The following is a 20,375-nucleotide window of genomic DNA, read 5'->3' as shown; positions in this document are numbered from 1 at the left end:
GCTCGACACGAGCAGGAATGGCTTTTGCTTCCTACTCGTTCGCCGCCTCGTGCAGCCAGTCGGCGTGCCGCGGGGCCTTCTTGGTCTGGCTCCATTCGTCCAACATCGGCTGCGCGACCCGCTTGAGCTCGGCGTACTGCTCGGGCGTGCCGATGTCGGCGGCGAGTTCGATCCTGTGGCCGTTGGGATCGAAGAAGTAGATCGACTTGAAGATGCCGTGGTGGGTGGGGCCCAGCACCTCGACCCCCTCGCCCTCGATATGCGCCTTGGCCGCCAACAGCGCGTCGACGCTCGGCACCCGGAACGCTAGGTGCTGGACCCACGCCGGTGTAGCCTCGTCGCGGCCCATTGCGGGCTGGTTGGGCAACTCGAAGAACGCGATCACGTTGCCGTTCCCGGCTTCGAGAAAGACGTGCATGTAAGGATCGTATTCGCCGGTCGAGGGGACGTGATCCTCGGCAAAGGCGGTCGTGTAGTCCATTCCTAGGACGCGGCGATACCATTCGACGGTCTCGCCCGCGTCCTTGCAGCGATAAGCGGCATGGTGGATTCCACCAAGTTTCACGGGATGTGCGGTCATACCGCCGTCTCCCCGACCTTAAGCGCACCCCGGCGCACCTGATCCGCTTCGATCGACTTGAACAGCGCGGTGAAATTGCCCTCGCCGAAGCCCTCGTCCTTCTTGCGCTCGATGAATTCGAAGAACACCGGACCGATCTGGGTCTGCGAGAAAATCTGCAACAAGAGCCGCGGATCGTCGTTTTCGGTCGATCCGTCGAGCAGGATGCCGCGACGCTTCAACTCACCCACAGGCTCTCCGTGACCGGGCAGGCGTTCGTCGAGCATCTCGTAATAGGTATCGGGTGGCGCTGGGGCGAACGGGGTGCCGAGCGCGGCGAGCTTGTCCCACGCGACCGGCAGATCCTCGCACGAAAAGGCGATGTGCTGGATGCCCTCGCCGTTGTAGGCGCGCAGGTATTCCTCGATCTGACCGCCCCCGCCCGCGCCTTCTTCGTTGAGCGGAATGCGGATCTTGCCGTCGGGCGCGGTCATCGCCTTGCTGGTGAGGCCGGTATACTCGCCCTTGATATCGAAATAGCGGATTTCCCGGAACCCGGCGATGCGCTCGTAGAACGACGCCCAGTGGGCCATGCGCCCCCCATAGACGTTGTGGGTGAGGTGATCGATCACCTTCATCCCAGTGCCGACCGGGTGGCGATCGACGCCAGGCAGATAGACGAAATCGATATCGTAGATGCTGAGGTCCCCGTCCCTGCCGCTATCGTACCGGTCGATCAGGTAGATGATCGACCCGCCGATCCCGCGGATCGCAGGCAGGCGCAGTTCCATCGGACCGGTCCGAACCTCGACCGGTTCCGCCCCGCGCTCGATCGCCACCTCGTAGGCGCGGGCCGCATCGCGCACCCGCCACGCCATGCCGCAGGCCGAAGGTCCATGCTCGGCGGCGAAATAGGCCGCGGGGCTGCGCGGCTCGTAGTTGGCGATCAGGTTGATCCCGCCCTGGCGCCACAACTGGACGTCCTTCGAGCGATGACGCGCGATCTGGGTGAACCCCATCCGTTCGAACACCGGTTCGAGCAGGCCCTTCTCCGGAGCACAGAATTCGACGAATTCGAAACCATCGAGGCCCAGCGGATTTTCGAACAGGTCGGCCATGGCGGTCTCATCAATATGGTTTCAGATGAAACGGGTTTAGCCGACTTCGCCCCTCAATTCAACCGTGTGCTCCGAAGTGGTTGGCGATGGCGGTCGCGATCCGCAGGTTCAGCGCGTGGGCGCGCTCGATCGGATCGATGAAACGGGCGCGGACGCCGGCGTAGCCTTCGCCAGGAACATCGGGATAGCCGGTCGGTTCGTCCACCGCGAAATCGTCGAGGCGCGGTTCGGCGACCGGATAGGCGCGGCGCAGCTGCCCCAGCGCCTCGTCGATGCGCAGCGAAAGCACCATTTCCAAGACATCATCGCGACTTACGTCGTTCGAGCGGGCGAACGCGGGCACCTGGACCACGCGCAGGAACATGTGCTGGAGCAGAGCCAGGCGCAGCGCCTGGAGCAGCCCGATCGAGCGCCGCGTCGCTTCGAGACCCTCCCAGTCGCTCTCCCGTGGCAGCAGTGAGAGCAGGCGATGCAGCTTCATCCAGTCCACTCGCAGCCGCGAAGCGAAGCGACGAAACACCCCGGGACGGTCGTCCTTGATCAGGTACTCGGCGAGCGCCAGACAGCCCTTTTCGAGCCCGGTCTCGGTTCCGCGATAGGGGCGGCTCGCCCAATAGGCCGAGTTGAACAGTTCCCCGAACGCGGCGACGGTCTTGATGCTGGCGAGGCCGTTGGCGGCGCGCAGCAGCCGGACCAGTTGCCTCCCGCGCGGGCTGCTGGCGAGCAGATCGGCCAGCGCCTCGGCCTCCTCGCCCGCGGCGGTCCCGGCCCCGCCGATCACGTTGACCGGGTAGCCGAGCTGCTGGAGGATGGCGTTGTGCGGGATCGCGCGGATCTGGCGCAGACTCCCCGGCCCCTGCGCCCCCGCCCGGCGCGAGACACGGCTGCCGGTGGTCTTGAGCAAGCCCAGCCCGAATGCGGTCACCGCACGGACATACGTCTGCGATTCGAGCTGCTCGCGCTGGAAACCGCGGATGTTGCGATAGAAATCGAGGCTGAGGTCGGTGCGGATGTAGAACGGGTCGCGCTCCATCGGCAGCGGTGTGCACTCGACTTCGGCGATGCGCACCAGCGTGGCCAACGCCAGTTCCGGCGAGCGGAAGAACAGATAGCCGTCGCCGCCCTGGAAGCTGACCTCGGGCTCGAGCGTCACCCCGGCGCGCTCGAACTTGCGCCGCGCCCATTCGCCCAGCGGCCACGACAGGCGATCGGCGAAACTGGCGGGATGCGCGCCGCGGCCCATGCTCTCGCCATGGGTATCGAAGATCAGCGCGGCGACATCGGTTAGGCCGTTGGCGTCCATCGCCTGCGCCAGGCGCCCTTGCAGGCGCTCGATCGCCAGCGCCGCGGGGATCTGTCCGACGAAGCGCCCGGCGTCCGAAAACCCGGTCTGGATCGCCACCCGGCCGCGCTGGCGGGCGTAGGCCTGGTAAGCGGGCTCGCACAGCAGCGAATCGAGGAACCGCCCCCCGTGCTCGAGCGCGCTTTCGGTTTCGAACAGCGGCGAGACATCGACCTTGTCCTCGATCCCGAACAGCCGCGCGAAATAGAGCGCGGCGAGCACCGTGGTCGGCTGCTCGCATTCGGCGATCAGCATCCGGATCGGGGCATCGGCGTCGATGTGGCGCAGGATCTGCGCCATCGCTAGAAACTGGCGCAGCGCGGTGGCATTCTCGATCGCCAAGGCGGCGAAGTTGGAATCGACCGGGCGGACCTTGCCCAGCAGGTCGCGCAACCGCGCCAGCGCGCCCTTGCTGCCCAGATCGAGCACGCCTTCGGGGTCTATCCGGCGGCGGATGGCGTTGTGGAGCTGTGCGGCGTTGACCCGGAAATGGATCCAGCCGATCCCCAGCCCGTCGGCGCGCATCGCCGCGGACAGCACCTTGAGCGCGATCGCGCGAGCGGCGGGAGCGGTGCGCGCTTCGGCCTCCAGCCTCGCGATCAGGGGGGTGAGGGACAGCAGCTTGTCGGGGTCGGGCGCGGTCAGCGCGTTGGCGACGTCGCTGAGGCGCGCCGGGTCGGACAGGTCGCCGAGGAAGGCGGCGGAGTGGTGTGCGGCATGCGCGGCGGCGCGGCGGAGCAGGTCCAGGTCGGGATGTGCCGGGTCGATCGCCGCCAACGATTCGGCGTAACGCGCCAGCCGGTCGGCCTTTTCGCCGAGGCGGAAGCCGACGCTGGTCGACCAGGCGATGTCGGTGCGCCCGTCCATGTCGTAGCCAACCCAGGTCGCAAAGCGGAACGGCAGCGGCGTGAAATCGTGCCACGCCTCTGGCCAGCGCTCACGCGCCGTTTCGAACAGCGCGGCGTTGAGCCGGTCGCGCGCCGCGCCCGCTCGGGCGATCGCGGCGCTGGCTTCGGCATGTTCGAACTCGAGCGTGATCGCCGGTTCATCGCCGGGCAGCACGCACACTGCATCGTCGATCTCGCCATCTCCGGAGGCGCCATGCGCGACCGCATCGGCCTGGACCGGGGCGAGCAGGAACGTCGGGTGGGCGGTGAACACCGCATGGAGCAACGGGCGCTCCCAGCGGACGCGGAACGAGGCAAGATCGGTGTCGCTCGCCAGCACGCCGAACCGCGCCAGGTTCTCGCCCGGATCGACCGGCTGGATCAGTTCGCGCAGCCTGGCCGCGCGCGCCTTGAGCGCCCCGCACTCCAACTCGGCGACCATCGCCTCGACCCCTGACAGGTCAAGCGCCCCGCCCTCGAGCTCGCGCGAGAGGTCGAGGCTGAGTTGGAACACCGGGTTGAACAGCGGGGTTTCCGCGGTGCGCGCGTGGAGGCTCTGGAGACGTTCGAGGAGATCGGCGGCAGTTTTCATTACCTACGGTTGCCCTTCAATTCACCCGTCGCCCCGGCGAAGGCCGCGACCCAACCGGACTCTCATTCCGGCACCGTCGTCGCAGATGGAGAACCTGGTTGGGCCCCGGTCTTCACAGGGGCGACGGGTTTGAATGAAGTGCTGGCCGATCACCGCCCGAACGCGCTCGCCGCCCGCGCCGCCGCCTCGATCGCCGCGGGATCGGGCGGGCCCTTGGGCACCACCCAGCTCCCTCCGACGCACAGCACCGGCTCGAACGCCAGCCATTCGGGCGCGGTGGCTTCGGAAATTCCGCCGGTCGGGCAGAACCGGCACTGGTAGAAGGGCGCGGCGAGCGCCTTCAAGGCGGGCAAGCCGCCGCTCGCCATCGCCGGGAAGAACTTGAAGTGGGTAAGGCCCAGGTCGAGCCCAAGCATGATGTCGCCCGCGTTGGCGATGCCCGGAAGGTAGGGGACGCCGGCGTTGACCGCCGCCTCGCCCAGCCGCTCGGTCAGCCCCGGCGAAACGATGAATTCCGCTCCCGCATCGAGCGAGGCGGCGAGCTCGTCGGGGTTGGTCACCGTCCCCGCCCCGACGATCGCGCCCTCGACGCTGCGCATCGCGCGGATCGCGTCGAGCGCGCAGGGCGTGCGCAAGGTCACCTCGAGCACGCGCAATCCGCCCGCGACCAGCGCCCGCGCGACCGGTTCGGCATGGGCGAGATCGTCGATCACCAGCACCGGGATCACCGGCGCGGTGCGCATCACGGTTTCGATGTCGCTGCTCATCGCTCGGCCCCGCCCCTCAATCGTTCCAACTGCGCCCGTCGCGCTCGGTCAGCGCGATCGCCGCGTTCGGCCCCCATGTTCCCGCGGCATAGGCCTTCACTTCGCCCGCCGCCTCGGCCCAGGCCTCGCGAATGGCATCCACCCAGCGCCATTGCGCCTCGACCTCGTCGCGACGAACGAACAGCGTCTGCTCGCCCTCGATCAGATCGAGCAACAACCGCTCGTAGGCGATCCGCCGCCGCGCCTTGGCAAAGGCGGCGGTCAGCGACAGATCGAGCGGAACCTCGCGCAGGACGATGCCGTTGCGATCGAGCCCCGGCTCCTTGGCCATGAGCTGGAGCCGAACGTATTCCTCTGGCTGGAGCCGGATCACCAGGCGGTTGGCGATGAGCTTGCCGCCCCGCTCGGCGAAGATGTTGTGGGGCACGCACTTGAACTGGACGACGATCTCGCTGCGCCGCTCGGCCAGGCGCTTGCCGGTGCGCAAGTAGAACGGGACGCCCTGCCAGCGCCAGTTCTCGACATGGGCCTTGAGCGCCACGAACGTCTCGGCGTCGCTCGCCTCGCCCAGATCCTCCGCGAACCCGCCGACGGTCTTGCCGCCGACCGCGCCCGCGGCGTACTGGCCGCGCACCATCTCGCCCGGCTTCACCGCACGCAGCGCACGCAGCACCTTGACCTTCTCGTCGCGGATCGAGGTCGCGTCGTAATCGGCGGGCGGCTCCATCGCGGTCAGCGCGAGCAACTGCAGCATGTGGTTCTGGACCATGTCTCGCAGCGCGCCGGTGTCCTCGTAGAAGCCCTTGCGCCCCTCCAGCCCGACAGTTTCGCTCACCGTGATCTGGAAATGATCGATCCCGGCCGAATTCCACAGCGGTTCGAACATCGCGTTGGCAAAGCGCAGCGCGAGCAGGTTCTGGACGGTCTCCTTGCCCAGGTAGTGATCGATCCGGAAGATTCGCTCCTCGGGAAAGGCGGCGGCAACCGCGTCGTTGATCAGGCGCGAACTGGCCAGATCGTTGCCGAGCGGCTTTTCCAGCCCGATCCGAACACCTTCATGGGCGAGGCCCGAAGCCGCCAGTCCCTTGATCGTTGGTTCGAACAGAAACGGCGCGGTCGACAGGAAGATCGCCAGTCCGCCCGAGGTATCGCCGACCTTGTCCGCGAGCGCCGGAAAGCCATCAAGCGACGAGGCATCCAGCGGCTGATACGACAGCCGCTCGAGAAACCCTTCGAGCTTGCTGTCGTCGCGGCGCTCGGCGGGCAGGAATTCGCTGAGCGCGGCGCGCGCCATCTCGCGAAAGCCGGCATCGTCAAGGGTCGAACGCGCGGTTCCCACGATGCGCAGCCCGGGATTGAGCAAGCCGTCCTCGTGCAACCCGAACAGCGAGGGCAGCAGCATCCGCCGCGCCAGATCGCCGGTCGCGCCAAACAGCAGCAGGGCGGAAGAGCGCGAGGCGATCATGCTATCTCCGATGAACCGGTGCGCCTGGCGCTGGCGGGCACCTATCCTTCGCAAGCGCACAAAAGCAAGCGCGAGCTTGCGAAGATTGCGCTTGGCGACCAACGGATATGCCGTGGACGACCCGCCTCGCCTTATCGATGCCTCCCAAACCCATCGGTTCACCGGCCTGTCGCCGGCGGGGGCCGGCTTGCACACGCGGGACATCGCCAGCGAAGTGCCGGTCGCGATAAGCGTCTGCGGGTTCGGTTATGCGGTGATGATGGCCTCTCCCGCCGATCTCGAGGATTTCGCCTGGGGTTTCGCGCTGTCCGAACGGCTGATCGACCGCGCCGACCAGATCGAGCGGGTCGAGGTGCGCCCCGAAGCTCGCGGTATCCTGCTCGACCTGTGGCTTACCGACGATTGCCGCGAGCGGGTTATCGACCGGGTGCGGCATCGCGTGGGCGAGAGCAGCTGCGGCTTGTGCGGGATCGAGAATCTGGACCAGGCGCTGCGCCCACTGCCTGCCCTTGCGGCGCCAGCGGACATCGGGCCGCGGGCGGTGTTCGCGGCACTCGCCTCGCTGCGCGACCATCAGCCGCTAAACGCGCTGACCGGCGCGGTTCACGCAGCCGCGTTCGCCGACGCCGAAGGCACCATTCTGGCCGCGCGCGAGGATGTCGGCAGGCACAACGCCTTCGACAAGCTGATCGGCCACGCGCTGCGGACGGGTCTTGCGCCGGGCGCGGGCTTCGCCCTGCTGACCTCGCGCTGCTCGTTCGAACTCGTCGAAAAGGCGGCGCTGGTCGGCGTGCGCCTGCTGGTGACGATCTCCGCGCCGACCGCGCTGGCGATCGAACGCGCCAACGCCTGCGGCCTGACCCTGATCGCGCTGGCCCGCGCCGACGAAATGCTCGTCGCCGCGGACCCGCACACCGTGTTTACATCCGCTTGAGCGCGCAGAGCTTGTTGCCGTCGGGGTCGCGCAGATAGGCGAGATAAAGGTCGCCGAAGCTGCCCTGGCGGATGCCCGGCGGATCCTCGATCGAGGTGCCGCCATTGGCGACGCCCGCGGCGTGCCAGGCCTCGGCCTGCTCGGGCGTGTCCATCGCAAAGCCGATGGTGCAGCCGTTACCCGGGGTCGCGGGCTTGCCGTCGATCGGGGGAGTGACCATGAACAATCCGTCGTTGTTCATATAGATCAGGCGGCCCTTGTCGTCCTTCATCCCGGCGCGGCCGCCCATCGCGGTGAACACCGCGTCATAGAACTTCTTCGAGCGATCGATGTCGTTCGATCCGACCATGTTGTGGCTATACATCAGCGCTCTCCCTTAAGTTTCTGATCGATACTTATCGCCTCGCGCAACCGGGTCAATAGACCACCACGCTGCGGATGCTCTCGCCCGAGTGCATCAGATCGAAGCCTTTGTTGATTTCCTCGAGGGTGAGCACGTGGGTAATCATCGGGTCGATCGCGATCTTGCCCTCCATGTACCAGTCGACGATCTTCGGCACGTCGGTGCGGCCTTTCGCGCCGCCGAACGCGGTCCCGCGCCAGTTGCGCCCGGTGACGAGCTGGAACGGCCGGGTGGCGATCTCCTTGCCCGCTTCGGCCACGCCGATAATGATGCTCGTGCCCCAGCCGCGGTGGCACGCCTCGAGCGCGGTGCGCATGACCTCGGTGTTGCCGGTGGCGTCGAAGGTGTAGTCGGCCCCGCCATCGGTCAGCGCGACGATCGCCGCCACCGTCTCGTCGCGGCTCATGCCCTTGCTGTTGAGGAAGTCGGTCATCCCGAACTGGCGGCCCCAAGCCTCGCGCTCGGGATTGATGTCGACCCCGACGATGCGCCCCGCCCCCGCGAGCCGCGCACCCTGGATCACGTTGAGCCCGATCCCGCCGAGCCCGAACACCACGACATTGTCGCCGACCTGGACCTTGGCGGTGTTGACCACCGCGCCGACCCCGGTGGTCACCCCGCAGCCGATGTAGCAGCTGGTCTTGAACGGGGCGTCCTGGCGGATCTTCGCGACCGCGATCTCGGGCAGCACGGTGAAATTGCTGAAGGTCGAACAGCCCATGTAGTGGAAGATCGTCTCGCCCTTGTAGCTGAAGCGGCTGGTTCCGTCGGGCATCAGCCCCTTGCCCTGGGTCGCGCGGATCGCGGTGCACAGGTTGGTCTTGCCCGAAAGGCACGACTTACACTGGCGGCATTCGGGGGTGTAAAGCGGGATCACGTGGTCGCCCGGCTTGACGCTGGTCACCCCTGCCCCGACCTCGCGGACGATCCCCGCCCCCTCGTGGCCGAGCACGCTGGGGAACAGGCCTTCACTGTCCAGCCCATCCAAGGTGTAGGCGTCGGTGTGGCAAATCCCCGTCGCCATGATCTCGACCAGCACTTCGCCCGCCTTCGGGCCGTCGAGGTCTAGTTCGACGATCTCCAGCGGCTGCTTGGCGGCGAATGCGACGGCGGCGCGGGTCTTCATCGGGGGGTCTCCCTGCTGGTTGTTCCCAAGGAAAGGCAGATCGCTTGGCCCAGCCTGGGGCCGTGCGTCAAGCGCGCTGCTTGCGCCTTCCATGGGGTCCGTTACAACCCGCCGCGGGAGGGGCGTAACCGACAGGAGACGCGCCGTTATGTGCGATGATTTCACCCTGGCCGACGATGCCGAATGGCAGGCGATGCGGCGCGTATCGCGGCGCGGTTTCGGGCTGGGCGCGGCAGGACTGGCGGCGGGCGGCGCGCTTGCGGGATGCATGGCGTCCAACGATCCGAACGCGGCACCCACGCCAACGCCGTCCGGCCTGGCGATCGCCGAGCGGGCGGTCACAATTCCCACCCCCGATGGCGCCGCCGACGCCTTCTTCGCCTATCCCGCCAAGGGCGGCCATGCGGCGGTGCTGGTCTGGCCGGATATCCTCGGTTTGCGAGACAGCTTCAAGGACAAGGCGCGCGACCTCGCTCGCGCGGGTTACGCCGCTCTGGTCGTCAACCACTATTACCGCAGCGCGAAGGCCCCGGTGCTGCCCACCGGCGCGAGCTTCACCGACCCCGCGGTCCGCGCCGCGGTCGCGCCGATGGGCAAGGCGCTCAGCCCCGCGACCTACGCCAGCGACGGCAAGGCGTTCGTCGCCTGGCTCGATAGGCAGCCGCAAGTGGACAGCAGGCGCAAGATCGGCACCGTAGGCCATTGCATGACCGGCGGCGCAACGATCCGCACCGCGGCGGCTGCGCCCGATCGGATCGGTGTCGCCGCCTCGATGCACGGCGGCGGTCTGGTCACCGACGCGCCCGACAGCCCGCACCGGCTGATCGCCGCGACCCGCGCCGCGCTGCTGATCGCGATCGCCCAGAACGACGACGCACGCGAACCCGGCGCCAAGACCACGCTGCGCGAGGCGTGCGACGCGGCCGGGCGGAGCTGCGAGATCGAGGTCTACCCGGCCAACCACGGCTGGACCGTGGCGGACTCGCCCTCATACGACGCCGCCCAGGCCGACCGCGCATTTCAGCGCCAGCTGGCGCATTACGCCAAGCTTTGAGCCGACGAGAAAAAGGCCCCGGCGTTTCCACCGGGGCCTTTCAATATCGAGAACCCTAGGCCGTCAGAACTTCACCCCCGCCGCGATACCGTAGCGGCGCGGTTCCAGCGTGAAGATGTTGGTGAACAGGCCCGACGACTGGTCGGTCACATACAAGCCCGTAGTCGAGTTGCTGTCGAAGATGTTCTGAATGTATCCGCGCACGAACCAGCGATCCTGCGGCCCGTCCAGCTGGATCTGGGCGTTCGCCTGCGCGAAGCCTTGGATCTTATTGATCCGACCGTTGAAGATATTGCCGAAGCTGTCGCCAGTGTAGGTCAAGTCGGCGCGCGGGGTGAGCGACCAGTCGTTCGACATTTCGATCCGGTACTGGGCCCCCACCGACCACTTGTAGTTCGGCGCCTGCGGCAACTTGTTGCCTTTGATGTTGACCGGGACACCGGCCGTCAGGACTGTCGCGCCGCCAAGTGCGGCTGGATCGATACCCAAAGGCCCCAATGCTGCGATGTTGAACGACCCAGCTGCCGCGGCGCTAAGCGCTCCGCAAACGCTGAAGGCACCGGTAGAGGCAAGACCCGAGTCCGCCGGAAATGCAGTCGTGTTCTGCAGGCCTGCACCCGCCTTCAGACCGGGAACGATCCCTGCGTTGATCAGGGCGTTGGTCTTGTTGACCAGGGTGTTTACGCCGGCGGCGTTTCCGGTGTTAGATGCCACCGCGCAGTTTGAGCCGTTCGTGATGTCCTTGACGATCACAGCATCGGCCCGCCCGCCACCCGGATCCCGCGGGTTCGACAACAACTTGTCCTGCGAGACCTTGGTGTGGAGATAGCTGGCGCCGATGTTCACGGTGAACTCGCGCGTCGGACGAATGATCGCCTCGGCCTCGAGTCCGTAGATGTTGGCGTCCACATTGTCGTTTACCGAAGTACGCGCGACGATCCGGCTGAGCTGGAGCTGCTTGTACTGGTAATAGAAAGCGGTAAGGTTGAAGATGAACTTGCCGTTCGCGAAAGCGTTCTTCGACCCAATTTCGAAGGCGTTAACGAATTCCGGTTTGAACGACTCGTCGACCGCGAAGATCGGCTGGAGAGGAGGGTTGATCCCGCCCGATTTGTAGCCTCGCGAATACGATGCGTAGAGCAGGCTGTCGTCGGTGATCTTGAAGTCAAGCACGGCTCGCCCGGTGAACTCGCTGAACCTCGCGTTCCGTTCTTGAAAAAGCTGGTTTCCAGCGATTCCTGGGTCGGCATCGAAAGCGGCGACGAAGGGCGATGAGAAGGCATCCGTGGAGCTATAGGGCACCAGGAAGCTTGCGAGGGTCGAGCGGGCGCGGACGAACTTCTTATCGTTGTTGTACCGCAGACCGAGGGTTAGTTTGACGCGATCGTTGACGTCATAATAGGCTTCACCAAACAAGCCGTAGGACTTGACCCGCAGCACATCGGTGTTGTTGCGGAAAAACGGGGTGCCTAGGTAAGCCGGCGGAAGTGCATAGGCGCCCGTCGCCGGATTGAACGATCCCACTCCGGTGAACGAGCCAAGAAGCCCGGTCAGGTAGTCGATCCCGAACGAGTTCACGAAATAACTGTTCTCGGTGAGCTTGGCGTCCAGATATATCCCGCCGAGGAGGAAATTGAACGGCCCGTCAAGATCGCTCGTGAAGATTGCCTCACCCGACCAATCCCGTGACTTCTGGTTGGATCGGTCGAAGTCCTGAGGTGTCGCGGAGCATAGCTTGTTGCCGCCGAAGGCTCCGGTGCCGCTGAATTCGGGAAGCGAGGTGCACAAGTTGCCCGCAGGACCGTTCGGGATGATCGCCGCCGCCAGCGGAGCGAAATAAGCAGCTGATCCCGGCAATCCGATGCCGGTTTGTGCGACCGCGGCGAGCGAGGTGAGAGCGGTGACATAGCCGGCACGGCTCTGGACGGAAAGGTTGTAGTCCTGGCTCGAGTCGACATCGGCCTTGTGATAGAATCCGGTCAACTGAAGCTTGAATTTGTCGCCTAGCTGCTGCTCGATCCGCGCCTGGTACATTTCTTCATTGGTCTCATAGGTCGGAGCATAGTCGGTGTTTACCTGACGCACGTTGCGCGGATTGACCGAATTGGCATAGGCGTCGGGACCGTAGAGGCTGCCCAGCGCGAAATTGGCCGGAATGCCCTGCGTTGCAAGGAATTCTCGGGAAGTCAGCACCCCGACGAAGGTCGAGTTGGCGTTGGTCGTGCCGAAATCGCGACGATTGGCAAGGCAGCCGAGGATGCCCGTCGGATCGCGCTGGCAGACCTGCTTCTGGATGCGCAGACGGTTGTCCTTCTCGTGGAAGTACGATGCCAGCAGATCGATCGTGGTATTTTCGGTGGGCTCGAAGCGCAGCGAACCCCGCACCGAATACATATCGCGGCCGTCGAATTTCTTCCCGTCAAAGACGTTCTTCGTATAGCCGTCGCGGTTCAGGTAGAAGCCCGCAACGCGGACGCCGATGGTGTCGCCCAGGGCGACGTTGACCATCCCCTTGCCCTTGATCGAGTTGTAGTTGCCGTACTCGCCCTCGGCAGAGGCGTGGAATCCGCTGAGGTCGGGCCGGTTGGGCAGGAAGTTGACCACGCCCGAAGTCGCGTTGCGGCCGAACAGAGTACCCTGCGGCCCGCGCAGCACCTCGATCCGCTGGAGATCGAAATACTCCGTTTCGAACAGGCGGGTGCCGAGCAGCGGGGTGCCGTCGAGGTGGATTGCGGTCGCGCTGTCGCACGAGACGCCGACGCACAAGTCGCCGATGCCGCGGATGGTGAAGCTGGATCCGGTGAAGTTGCCCTTGGTGAAAGTGACGTTGGGCAGGGTCAGCTGTAGATCGCTGGCGTTCTTGATCTGCTGCTTCTCAAGCGCCTCGCCACTGAAAGCCGAAACCGCGATCGGCACTTCCTGCAGGCTCTGCGACTGGCGCTGAGCGGTAACGATGATCACATCGCCCGGCGCATCGGCGGTGTCTGCCTGAGGGGCGGCATCCTGCGCGAAGGCCACGCCAGTCATCGATATAGCCAAAGCCGACGTGGTTGCGCCAAGGCGCACAAGACGTTGAATTGCCTGAAGCCTCACTGCCCTTCTCCCATGTTGTGATCGTTTAATCGATCGATTGAATCGGAGACTAACTGACAAAAGAGCGAGCGCAAGCGGGATTGTGCGATCCGCATCAGGTTATCTACATCTGTAGTGTGAAAGCCACGCTACAGGCGGTCTTCAGGTGCAGGTTATTACCAGTAAAGGGAAAAGTTCGCCGCCCTGCCGATACGACGGCGATTCGGCACTTGTCGGCACGCTCAATCCTCGAGCGGCACGCCAGGCAACTGCTTGGCAGTGCGGATGGTCAGCGAGGTCTTGACGCTGGCGACATTCGGCGCCGGGGTGAGCTTAGAGGTCAGGAACTCCTGAAAGCTCTGGAGATCGCGGCTGACGATCTTGAGGATGAAGTCGATCTCGCCGTTGAGCATGTGGCACTCGCGCACTTCGGGAAGACCGCGCATGTGTTCCTCGAACTGGCGCAGGGCGTCCTCCGCCTGGCTGCGCAAACTGACCAGCGCGAAGACGGTGATCGCGTAGCCGAGTTTGGAGGCGTCTAGATCGGCGTGGTAGCCCCGGATGACCCCTTCATCCTCCAGCGCACGCACCCGCCGCAGGCAGGGCGGCGCGGTGAGGCCGACGCGCTGGGCGAGCTCGACGTTGGTAATACGTCCTTCATCCTGAAGCTCGCACAGGAGTCGGCGATCGATACGGTCTAGATTGGCCATCGGCGTGCGAGGTCCTCATTATCCTCGAAAGGGCGGCATCCCGAACAGAATTGGGCAATTTTCCACACCTTTATAGCGAGGCGACGCTAATTTTATTGTTTCATACCGCAATCGTCCCACATTGCAACGCCCCCGCCGCCGCCCTGCGCGTGGCCCCGTGAACTGTTAAGATTGTGACCAATTGCTAACGGGTGGCTGGCAGACCGCGTTCGCTGGCCCCAGGAAACAGGATCGACTCGCTTGCCGACGCCCGCTTCAGATCCCGAAGTGCCCGGCGCCGGATCAGGCGAGGTGATCGTCGACGATCGGCTCGCGACCGTGCTCGCCACCGCCTCCGATAGCGTAGCCGGGGCACGCACTCAATATCGCCAGTTGCTCGATCTGCTCGGGCGCACGCCGCCTGGGTTCGAACTGTCCGAGGCCGCGCTCGAGCGGCTGTCCGCGCTCGAGACGGTGCTGTCGGCCGACGAGCGCGCCGCGCTGGTCCGCGCCAGCCCCGCCGCGCTGCGTCACCCCGGGCTCGTCCTCCGGCTCGCCTCGCAAGCGCCTGCGGTCGCGGCGGCGGCGATCGGGGCTGCGCGGCTCGACGACTGGCAGTGGACCGCGCTGGCGATCGAACTGCCACTGGCGGCGCGCGGGCATTTGCGCCATCGCGATGATTTGGGGCCACGGCTTCGCGCGGTGCTCGCCCGACTGGGAATCATTGAGATCGGACTGCCCGCGCCGGCGGACGAGACGGCGGAGTTCGCTTCGCTCGACCCATCTATTCTCGCCCTCGCCGAGCCCGCCCCGGCGGCGACCGATGGCATCGGCGCAATCGTCCGCCGGATCGAGGCCTTCCGGCGCAGTCGTAAGGCGGGCACGCTCCAGTTCGGCGAGACCGCGCAACCCGGTGCGGGAAGCGCGGGCACAGACCAGGGCGATTTGCGTTTGCCGCTGAGCGAAGGGCCGGAGCCGGCGCCGCCCGCGGTCACTGCGATCCGCTTCGCCAGCGACGCCAGCGGCATTCTGGTCGGTGCCGACGCCCCGTTCGGGGCGATGCTCGCGGGCTTCGTCCTGAGCCACAATGCCGCGCTCTCACCGGCCAGGTCCGACGCGGCGACGACCCGCGCCCTGCGCCAGCGCCGCCCCGTCCACGGCGGTAGGCTAGAACTGACCGGTGCGGCAGCGATCGCGGGTGCCTGGCAGATCGACGCCGCGCCACGCTTTGCCGCCGATGGCGGTCGGTTCCTCGGCTATCGGGGTCTGCTGCGCCGCCCCGGGCCGGAATCCGCAGACGCTCCCGAAAGCGCCGCCGACCGGCTGCGCCAATTGCTTCACGAGCTGCGCACCCCGGTCAACGCAATCCAGGGTTTCGCCGAACTCATCCAGCAGCAGCTCTTCGGCCCGACCCCGCATCAATATCGCAGTTTAGCCGCCTCGATCGCCGCCGACAGCGCGGCAGTGCTGGCTGGGTTCGAGGAGATCGATCGCCTGGTCAAATTCGAGACCGGGCGCGGCGACGACCTCTCGGGTCAATGCGATCTGCGTGCGGTGGTGGATCGCCTGCTGGGTCAGCTCGGCCCAGCGTTAGCGGCGCGCGGCGTGCGCTTCATCGTCACTGGAACGGGCAATGAAACTGGCCCGGCCCCGGTCCGCATGGCCGCGGGAGAGGCCGAGCGGACGCTGTGGAGGTTGCTCGCGCTGCTCGCCTCAGCCGCGGTCCCGGGCGAAGCGCTGTCGCTCAACCTCGCCACGTTCGACGGCGGATTCGCCCTCGGCGTAGAGCTCCCCCGCGGCGCTAGCCGGGCAAACCGACGCAGAGTTGTTCTCGGTTCACCCGGCCAGCGGCAGCGGATCGCTGGGATTTCTGGGCGGAGGCTTCGCGCTGCGCCTGGCCCGTGCCGAGGCCGCCGCCTGCGGCGGGTCCCTCGATCGCGAAGCCGGCCGCCTGATCCTGCGCCTGCCGGCCTTGACCGCATCGGCCGATACCAATAGTCCCGCGGAAGCAGTGCCTTCCGTGTCGAGCGGGGGTTCCTAGAACTCGGCAGGGGACGCAGTGCGCCAGGCACAGATCACCGACCTGCCCGGCCCCGGCGACCTGGTTCGATTCAAGCCCGATTTCGGCCAGCGCTTTCTGGTAACCGTCGATACCGAGGAGGAGTTCGACTGGTCGAGCCCGTTCGCGCGCTCGGATCACAGCCTCGACTCCATCCCGCGCCTCGCAAAGTTCCAACAGTTCTGCGAGGGCCATGGGGTGGTCCCGGTCTATCTGGTCGACTATCCGGTGGTCAACGATCCGCGCACAGCCGAAGTCCTGGGCGAGGCGGTGGCGCAGGGCCGCGCCGAGATCGGAGTCCAGCTCCATCCGTGGGTCAATCCGCCCCACCATGAAGAGATCACCGTCCACAACAGTTTCGCCGGCAACCTCCCCGCCGAACTGGAGCGCGCCAAGTTCGGCGCCTTGCGCGATGCGATCGAGCGCAACTTCGGCGCAGCGCCGCTGATCTATCGCGCCGGACGCTATGGGGTCGGCGCGGAGACCGCGCAGATTCTCGCCCAGGCGGGGATCGCAATCGACACCTCGGTGCGCGCGTTGTTCGACTACTCGAGCCAGGGGGGTCCCAACTTCCGCCACCACCCGCTGGTCCCGTGGTGGATCGGCCGCCGCAATGGCTTGCTGGAACTGCCGCTGACCACCGTGTTCTGGGGCCTGCTGCGCCAGCAAGGCCGCACGCTCCACCCCGCTTTGTGGCGAGTGCCGCGACTGCGCGGGCTGCTGGCGCGGCTGGGCATGCTCGAGCGGATCCCGCTGACCCCCGAAGGCGTCGCCGCCGACGAGGCGCTCAAGGCGATCGATATTGCGCTCGACGATGGGCTGCCGCTGCTGGTGTTCAGCTTCCACAGCCCTTCGCTACGCCCCGGCCACACCCCGTACGTGCGCGACGAGTACGATCTCGACCGGTTCTATGCGTGGTGGCGCAGCAGTTTCGACTACCTCGCCAGCCGCAAGGTGCGCCCGACCTGCGTACGCGAGATTATCGCCGCGGCGGAAATGTAGATTTCTTGCCAAACCGCCCCGCTTGCCGCTAACGCGCCGCGCGGCGGGCCTGTAGCTCAGTTGGTTAGAGCTGGCCGCTCATAACGGCTAGGTCGCGGGTTCGAGTCCTGCCGGGCCCACCACCGCCGCAGCGCGCGCGGAAATCGTCGGGGAGTAGCGCAGCCTGGTAGCGCATCTGCTTTGGGAGCAGAGGGTCGGAGGTTCGAATCCTCTCTCCCCGACCATTTCGGCAAAGCGCGCCTCGCGCTTGCCCCACCGTGCCCCTCGCCCTACATGGCGCGCCAAATCCCGCACTTCAGCCATACCCTGACAGGACGCACGCCCCATGGCCGCCCAGTACGCCTACGTCATGAAGAACATGACCAAGACCTTTCCCGGCGCGCCCAAGCCGGTGCTCAAGGATATTTCGCTTCAGTTTTATCAGGGCGCCAAGATCGGGATCGTCGGCCCCAACGGCGCGGGCAAGTCGACGCTGATCAAGATCATGGCTGGGATCGACACCGACTTTACCGGCGAGGCGTGGCCGGGCGAATACATCACCGTCGGCTATCTCGAGCAGGAACCCCAGCTCGACGAGAGCAAGACCGTACTCGAGAATGTCAAGGACGGCGCGCGAGAAATCGCCGACATGGTCGACCGGTTCAATCAGATCGGTATCGAGATGGGCGAGGACGGCGCGGACTTCGACGCGCTCGGCGCCGAGATGGGCGAGCTCCAGGAAAAGATCGACGCAGTCGACGGATGGACGCTCGACAACCAGCTCGAAATCGCGATGGAAGCACTGCGCTGCCCACCGGGCGACTGGCCGGTCACCAACCTTTCCGGCGGCGAAAAACGCCGTATCGCCCTCACCCGCCTGCTGATCCAGAAGCCCGGCATCCTGCTCCTGGACGAGCCGACCAATCACCTCGACGCCGAAAGTGTCGAATGGCTCGAAAACCACCTCAAGGACTACGCCGGCGCGGTGCTGATGATCACCCACGACCGCTATTTCCTCGACAACGTGGTCGGCTGGATCCTCGAGCTCGACCGCGGGAAATACTTCCCCTACGAAGGCAACTATTCGACCTATCTAGAGAAAAAAGCCAAACGGCTTGAACAGGAGAGCCGCGAAGACGAGGGGCGCCAGAAGGCCATCAAGGACGAGCTGGAGTGGATCCGCGCCGGGACCAAGGGCCGCCAGACCAAGAGCAAGGCGCGAATCAAAGCCTTCGACCAGTTGGTCGAGAACAGCGAGAAGCGGATCGTCAACAAGGCCCAGATCGTTATCCAGGTGCCCGAGCGGCTGGGCGGCAAGGTGATCGAGGCCAAGAACCTTTCCAAGGCCTATGGCGACAAGCTGCTGTTCGAAGACCTTTCGTTCCTGCTCCCGCCGGGCGGGATCGTCGGGATCATCGGCCCCAACGGCGCGGGCAAGTCGACGCTGTTCAAGCTGCTCACCGGCCAGGAACAGCCAGACACCGGCGAGATTGCGATCGGCGAGACCGTGCGCCTGGGCTACGTCGATCAGAGCCGCGACGCGCTGAACCCCGCGAACAACGTGTGGGAGGAGGTTTCGGGCGGTCACGACTACATGACTGTCAACAAGCAGGAAATGAGCACCCGGGCCTACGTCGGGGCGTTCAACTTCAAAGGCCAAGACCAGCAGAAGAAAGTCGGCCAGCTATCGGGCGGTGAACGTAACCGCGTCCACATCGCCAAGATGCTCAAGAACGGCGGCAACGTGCTGCTGCTCGACGAGCCGACCAACGACCTCGACGTCGAAACCCTGCGCGCGCTGGAAGACGCGATCGAGAACTTCGCCGGTTGCGCTGTCGTGATCAGCCACGACCGCTTCTTTCTCGACCGGCTTGCCACGCACATCCTGGCGTTCGAGGGCGACAGCCACGTCGAGTGGTTCGAGGGCAATTTCGAAGCCTATGAAGAAGACAAGCGGAGGCGCTGGGGCGATGCCGCTGATCGGCCGACCAGGCTTTCGTACAAGAAGCTCACGCGGTAAATAATCCAATCGATAAAGACGGGCTTCTCCCAAATTCCGTGGACGCTCGCGAGACGCAAAATGGTTCATGCTTTCTGCGACAAACCTGAACGGAAACCCTAACGCACGGTTCACCACGGCGACAGCGACCTGGGCGTAGCAGGCGATTCGGGTCGCCGCCCCGTCGCGGCGCTATCTGGTACGGAAAGGTGACCGGTATGGTCCGCAAGTCTTTTAGGAATTCGGCCGCGACGGTCGCGCTGGGGTTGGCAAGCGTGTTCGTTGCCTTGCCAGCGCACGCGCAAGATGTCGACGGCGGCGAACGGCGCTGGCGTGGCGGGGGCCAAGTGGAGCGCGCCGAAATGCGCCAGCAGCGCCAGGAACAGCGCGCGGCGCGTGCGGAAGCGCCGCAGGGCGGCCGTTGGCAGGCTCGCCAGCAGCAGGCCGCACCGCAGGATGCAGGAGAATGGCAGGCTCGAGCCGCGGCCCGCCAGCAGGAGCGCGCGGTCGCTGCCCAGCAACAGCAGCAGCGCGCAACCACTGACGGTGGCTGGCGTTCGCAACGCAGCGAAGGCCAGCGTTATGGCCGCAACTGGAGCAACGACGCCGCGATCGGGCGCGAGGCGGTCCCGCAGGTTCCTCAAGCTCCCCAGGCCACCGAACGCACACGCCGCTATGGCGACGGTCAGTGGAACGGGCAACGCAACCGCACCTACAGCGATCCCAACCGGACCCGGTCCTATGGTGCCTGGCAAGGTGATCGCGCGTCAACGTATCGCAACGGCTATCGCGACGGACGGACCGCGGACAACTACCGTGACCGGCGCGACCAGAGCCAGGCCTATCGTCAAGGTTACGACGGCGGCTATCGGGGCGGTTACACTAGCAGCAGCCGCGATCATCGCCGGTGGGACCGCAACGACTGGCGCCGCGACAATCGCTACAACTGGTCGAGCTATCGCAACCAGCACCGCGATATCTATCGCGTGGGTCGCTATTACTCGCCGTACAACAGCTATCGCTACAGCCGCCTGAACATCGGGTTCTTCTTGCAGCCGCTGTTCTATAGCCAGAACTACTGGATCGACGATCCGTACCAGTATCGTCTGCCCGAAGCTTATGGTCCGTATCGCTGGGTGCGCTATTACGACGATGCGCTGCTGGTGGACATCTACAGCGGCGAAGTGGTCGACGTGATCCACGACTTCTTCTGGTAGGACGCTTCAAGCCTGATTGGGGCTCCCTCAGGCCGTCCGCCCGAATGCCCATGCCGGCGTGGATCGGCCGGAACCCTCGCCCCGCAACGGGCGGGGGTTCCACCCATTGTC

The 20,375-nt window shown here is 65.7% G+C and carries 15 protein-coding genes and 2 tRNA genes; 8 read left to right on the top strand and 9 right to left on the bottom strand.

From position 1 onward, the window contains the following. Window positions 1-31: 31 nt before the first annotated feature. The 5 genes from GKE62_RS00420 to zwf form a co-directional block, all read right to left on the bottom strand. Window positions 32-580 carry a VOC family protein gene (locus GKE62_RS00420; RefSeq protein ID WP_154690530.1) on the bottom strand — a complete coding sequence of 183 codons (549 nt, stop codon included), beginning with the start codon at window positions 578-580 and terminating at the stop codon, window positions 32-34. Continuing rightward, window positions 577-1,677, bottom strand: coding sequence for a 4-hydroxyphenylpyruvate dioxygenase (hppD, locus tag GKE62_RS00415; protein WP_154690529.1), 1,101 nt, complete (start codon window positions 1,675-1,677; stop codon window positions 577-579). Before hppD ends, GKE62_RS00420 begins: the two co-directional genes overlap by 4 nt. Window positions 1,678-1,735: 58 nt before the next feature. Continuing rightward, on the bottom strand, window positions 1,736-4,498 hold the full coding sequence (locus GKE62_RS00410; protein WP_154690528.1) for a phosphoenolpyruvate carboxylase: 2,763 nt from the start codon (window positions 4,496-4,498) through the stop codon (window positions 1,736-1,738). A 149-nt stretch (window positions 4,499-4,647) separates the two neighbouring features. Next, complete coding sequence (eda, locus tag GKE62_RS00405; RefSeq protein WP_154690527.1) at window positions 4,648-5,265, bottom strand: bifunctional 4-hydroxy-2-oxoglutarate aldolase/2-dehydro-3-deoxy-phosphogluconate aldolase; 618 nt, start codon at window positions 5,263-5,265, stop codon at window positions 4,648-4,650. A gap of 16 nt (window positions 5,266-5,281) precedes the next feature. Further along, window positions 5,282-6,730, bottom strand: coding sequence for a glucose-6-phosphate dehydrogenase (gene zwf, locus GKE62_RS00400; protein WP_154690526.1), 1,449 nt, complete (start codon window positions 6,728-6,730; stop codon window positions 5,282-5,284). Window positions 6,731-6,842: 112 nt separating this feature from the next. Between zwf and fdhD the strand changes: the two genes are divergently transcribed. Further along, entirely contained in the window at window positions 6,843-7,664 is an 822-nt protein-coding gene (gene fdhD / locus GKE62_RS00395) for a formate dehydrogenase accessory sulfurtransferase FdhD (RefSeq protein ID WP_230206830.1), read from the top strand. Here the strand turns inward: fdhD and GKE62_RS00390 are convergent. Next, window positions 7,651-8,028 (bottom strand): VOC family protein, encoded by a 378-nt coding sequence (locus tag GKE62_RS00390; RefSeq protein ID WP_154690525.1) that lies wholly within the window; start codon window positions 8,026-8,028, stop codon window positions 7,651-7,653. The two genes, fdhD and GKE62_RS00390, sit on opposite strands and share 14 nt — an antisense overlap. A gap of 52 nt (window positions 8,029-8,080) precedes the next feature. After that, window positions 8,081-9,193: an S-(hydroxymethyl)glutathione dehydrogenase/class III alcohol dehydrogenase gene (locus GKE62_RS00385; protein WP_154690524.1), complete on the bottom strand. Its 1,113-nt coding sequence runs from the start codon at window positions 9,191-9,193 to the stop codon at window positions 8,081-8,083. A gap of 148 nt (window positions 9,194-9,341) precedes the next feature. Here GKE62_RS00385 and GKE62_RS00380 point away from each other — a divergent pair, with 148 nt between their 5' ends. Beyond that, window positions 9,342-10,247: a dienelactone hydrolase family protein gene (locus tag GKE62_RS00380; RefSeq protein WP_154690523.1), complete on the top strand. Its 906-nt coding sequence runs from the start codon at window positions 9,342-9,344 to the stop codon at window positions 10,245-10,247. Between the two features lie 63 nt (window positions 10,248-10,310). On the opposite strand, the gene GKE62_RS00375 is transcribed toward GKE62_RS00380, so the two are convergent. Together GKE62_RS00375 and GKE62_RS00370 are read right to left on the bottom strand one after the other, a co-directional pair. Continuing rightward, window positions 10,311-13,274, bottom strand: a complete 2,964-nt coding sequence (locus GKE62_RS00375) for a TonB-dependent receptor (protein ID WP_154690522.1) — start codon at window positions 13,272-13,274, stop codon at window positions 10,311-10,313. Window positions 13,275-13,561: 287 nt separating this feature from the next. Continuing rightward, window positions 13,562-14,029, bottom strand: coding sequence for an Lrp/AsnC family transcriptional regulator (locus tag GKE62_RS00370; protein ID WP_154690521.1), 468 nt, complete (start codon window positions 14,027-14,029; stop codon window positions 13,562-13,564). A 240-nt stretch (window positions 14,030-14,269) separates the two neighbouring features. Between GKE62_RS00370 and GKE62_RS00365 the strand changes: the two genes are divergently transcribed. The 6 genes from GKE62_RS00365 to GKE62_RS00340 all read left to right on the top strand — a co-directional run bounded on the left by GKE62_RS00365 (window position 14,270) and on the right by GKE62_RS00340 (window position 20,264). After that, on the top strand, window positions 14,270-16,006 hold the full coding sequence (locus tag GKE62_RS00365) for a HAMP domain-containing sensor histidine kinase (RefSeq protein WP_154690520.1): 1,737 nt from the start codon (window positions 14,270-14,272) through the stop codon (window positions 16,004-16,006). A gap of 61 nt (window positions 16,007-16,067) precedes the next feature. Next, a complete protein-coding gene (locus GKE62_RS00360) occupies window positions 16,068-17,069 on the top strand; it encodes a polysaccharide deacetylase family protein (protein ID WP_154690519.1) in 1,002 nt (333 codons plus the stop codon). A gap of 45 nt (window positions 17,070-17,114) precedes the next feature. Continuing rightward, window positions 17,115-17,191, top strand: a tRNA-Ile gene (locus tag GKE62_RS00355). A 25-nt stretch (window positions 17,192-17,216) separates the two neighbouring features. Further along, window positions 17,217-17,293, top strand: a tRNA-Pro gene (locus GKE62_RS00350). A 101-nt stretch (window positions 17,294-17,394) separates the two neighbouring features. Beyond that, a complete protein-coding gene (gene ettA, locus GKE62_RS00345; RefSeq protein WP_154690518.1) occupies window positions 17,395-19,068 on the top strand; it encodes an energy-dependent translational throttle protein EttA in 1,674 nt (557 codons plus the stop codon). Window positions 19,069-19,265: 197 nt separating this feature from the next. After that, window positions 19,266-20,264, top strand: coding sequence for an RcnB family protein (locus GKE62_RS00340; protein WP_230207105.1), 999 nt, complete (start codon window positions 19,266-19,268; stop codon window positions 20,262-20,264). The last annotated feature ends 111 nt before the right edge of the window (window positions 20,265-20,375 follow it).

It is taken from the genome of Novosphingobium sp. Gsoil 351 (assembly GCF_009707465.1).
Lineage (GTDB): Bacteria > Pseudomonadota > Alphaproteobacteria > Sphingomonadales > Sphingomonadaceae > Novosphingobium.
The sequence above is the reverse complement of the archived record's forward strand: the minus strand, read 5'-3'. Positions and strand labels throughout refer to the sequence as shown.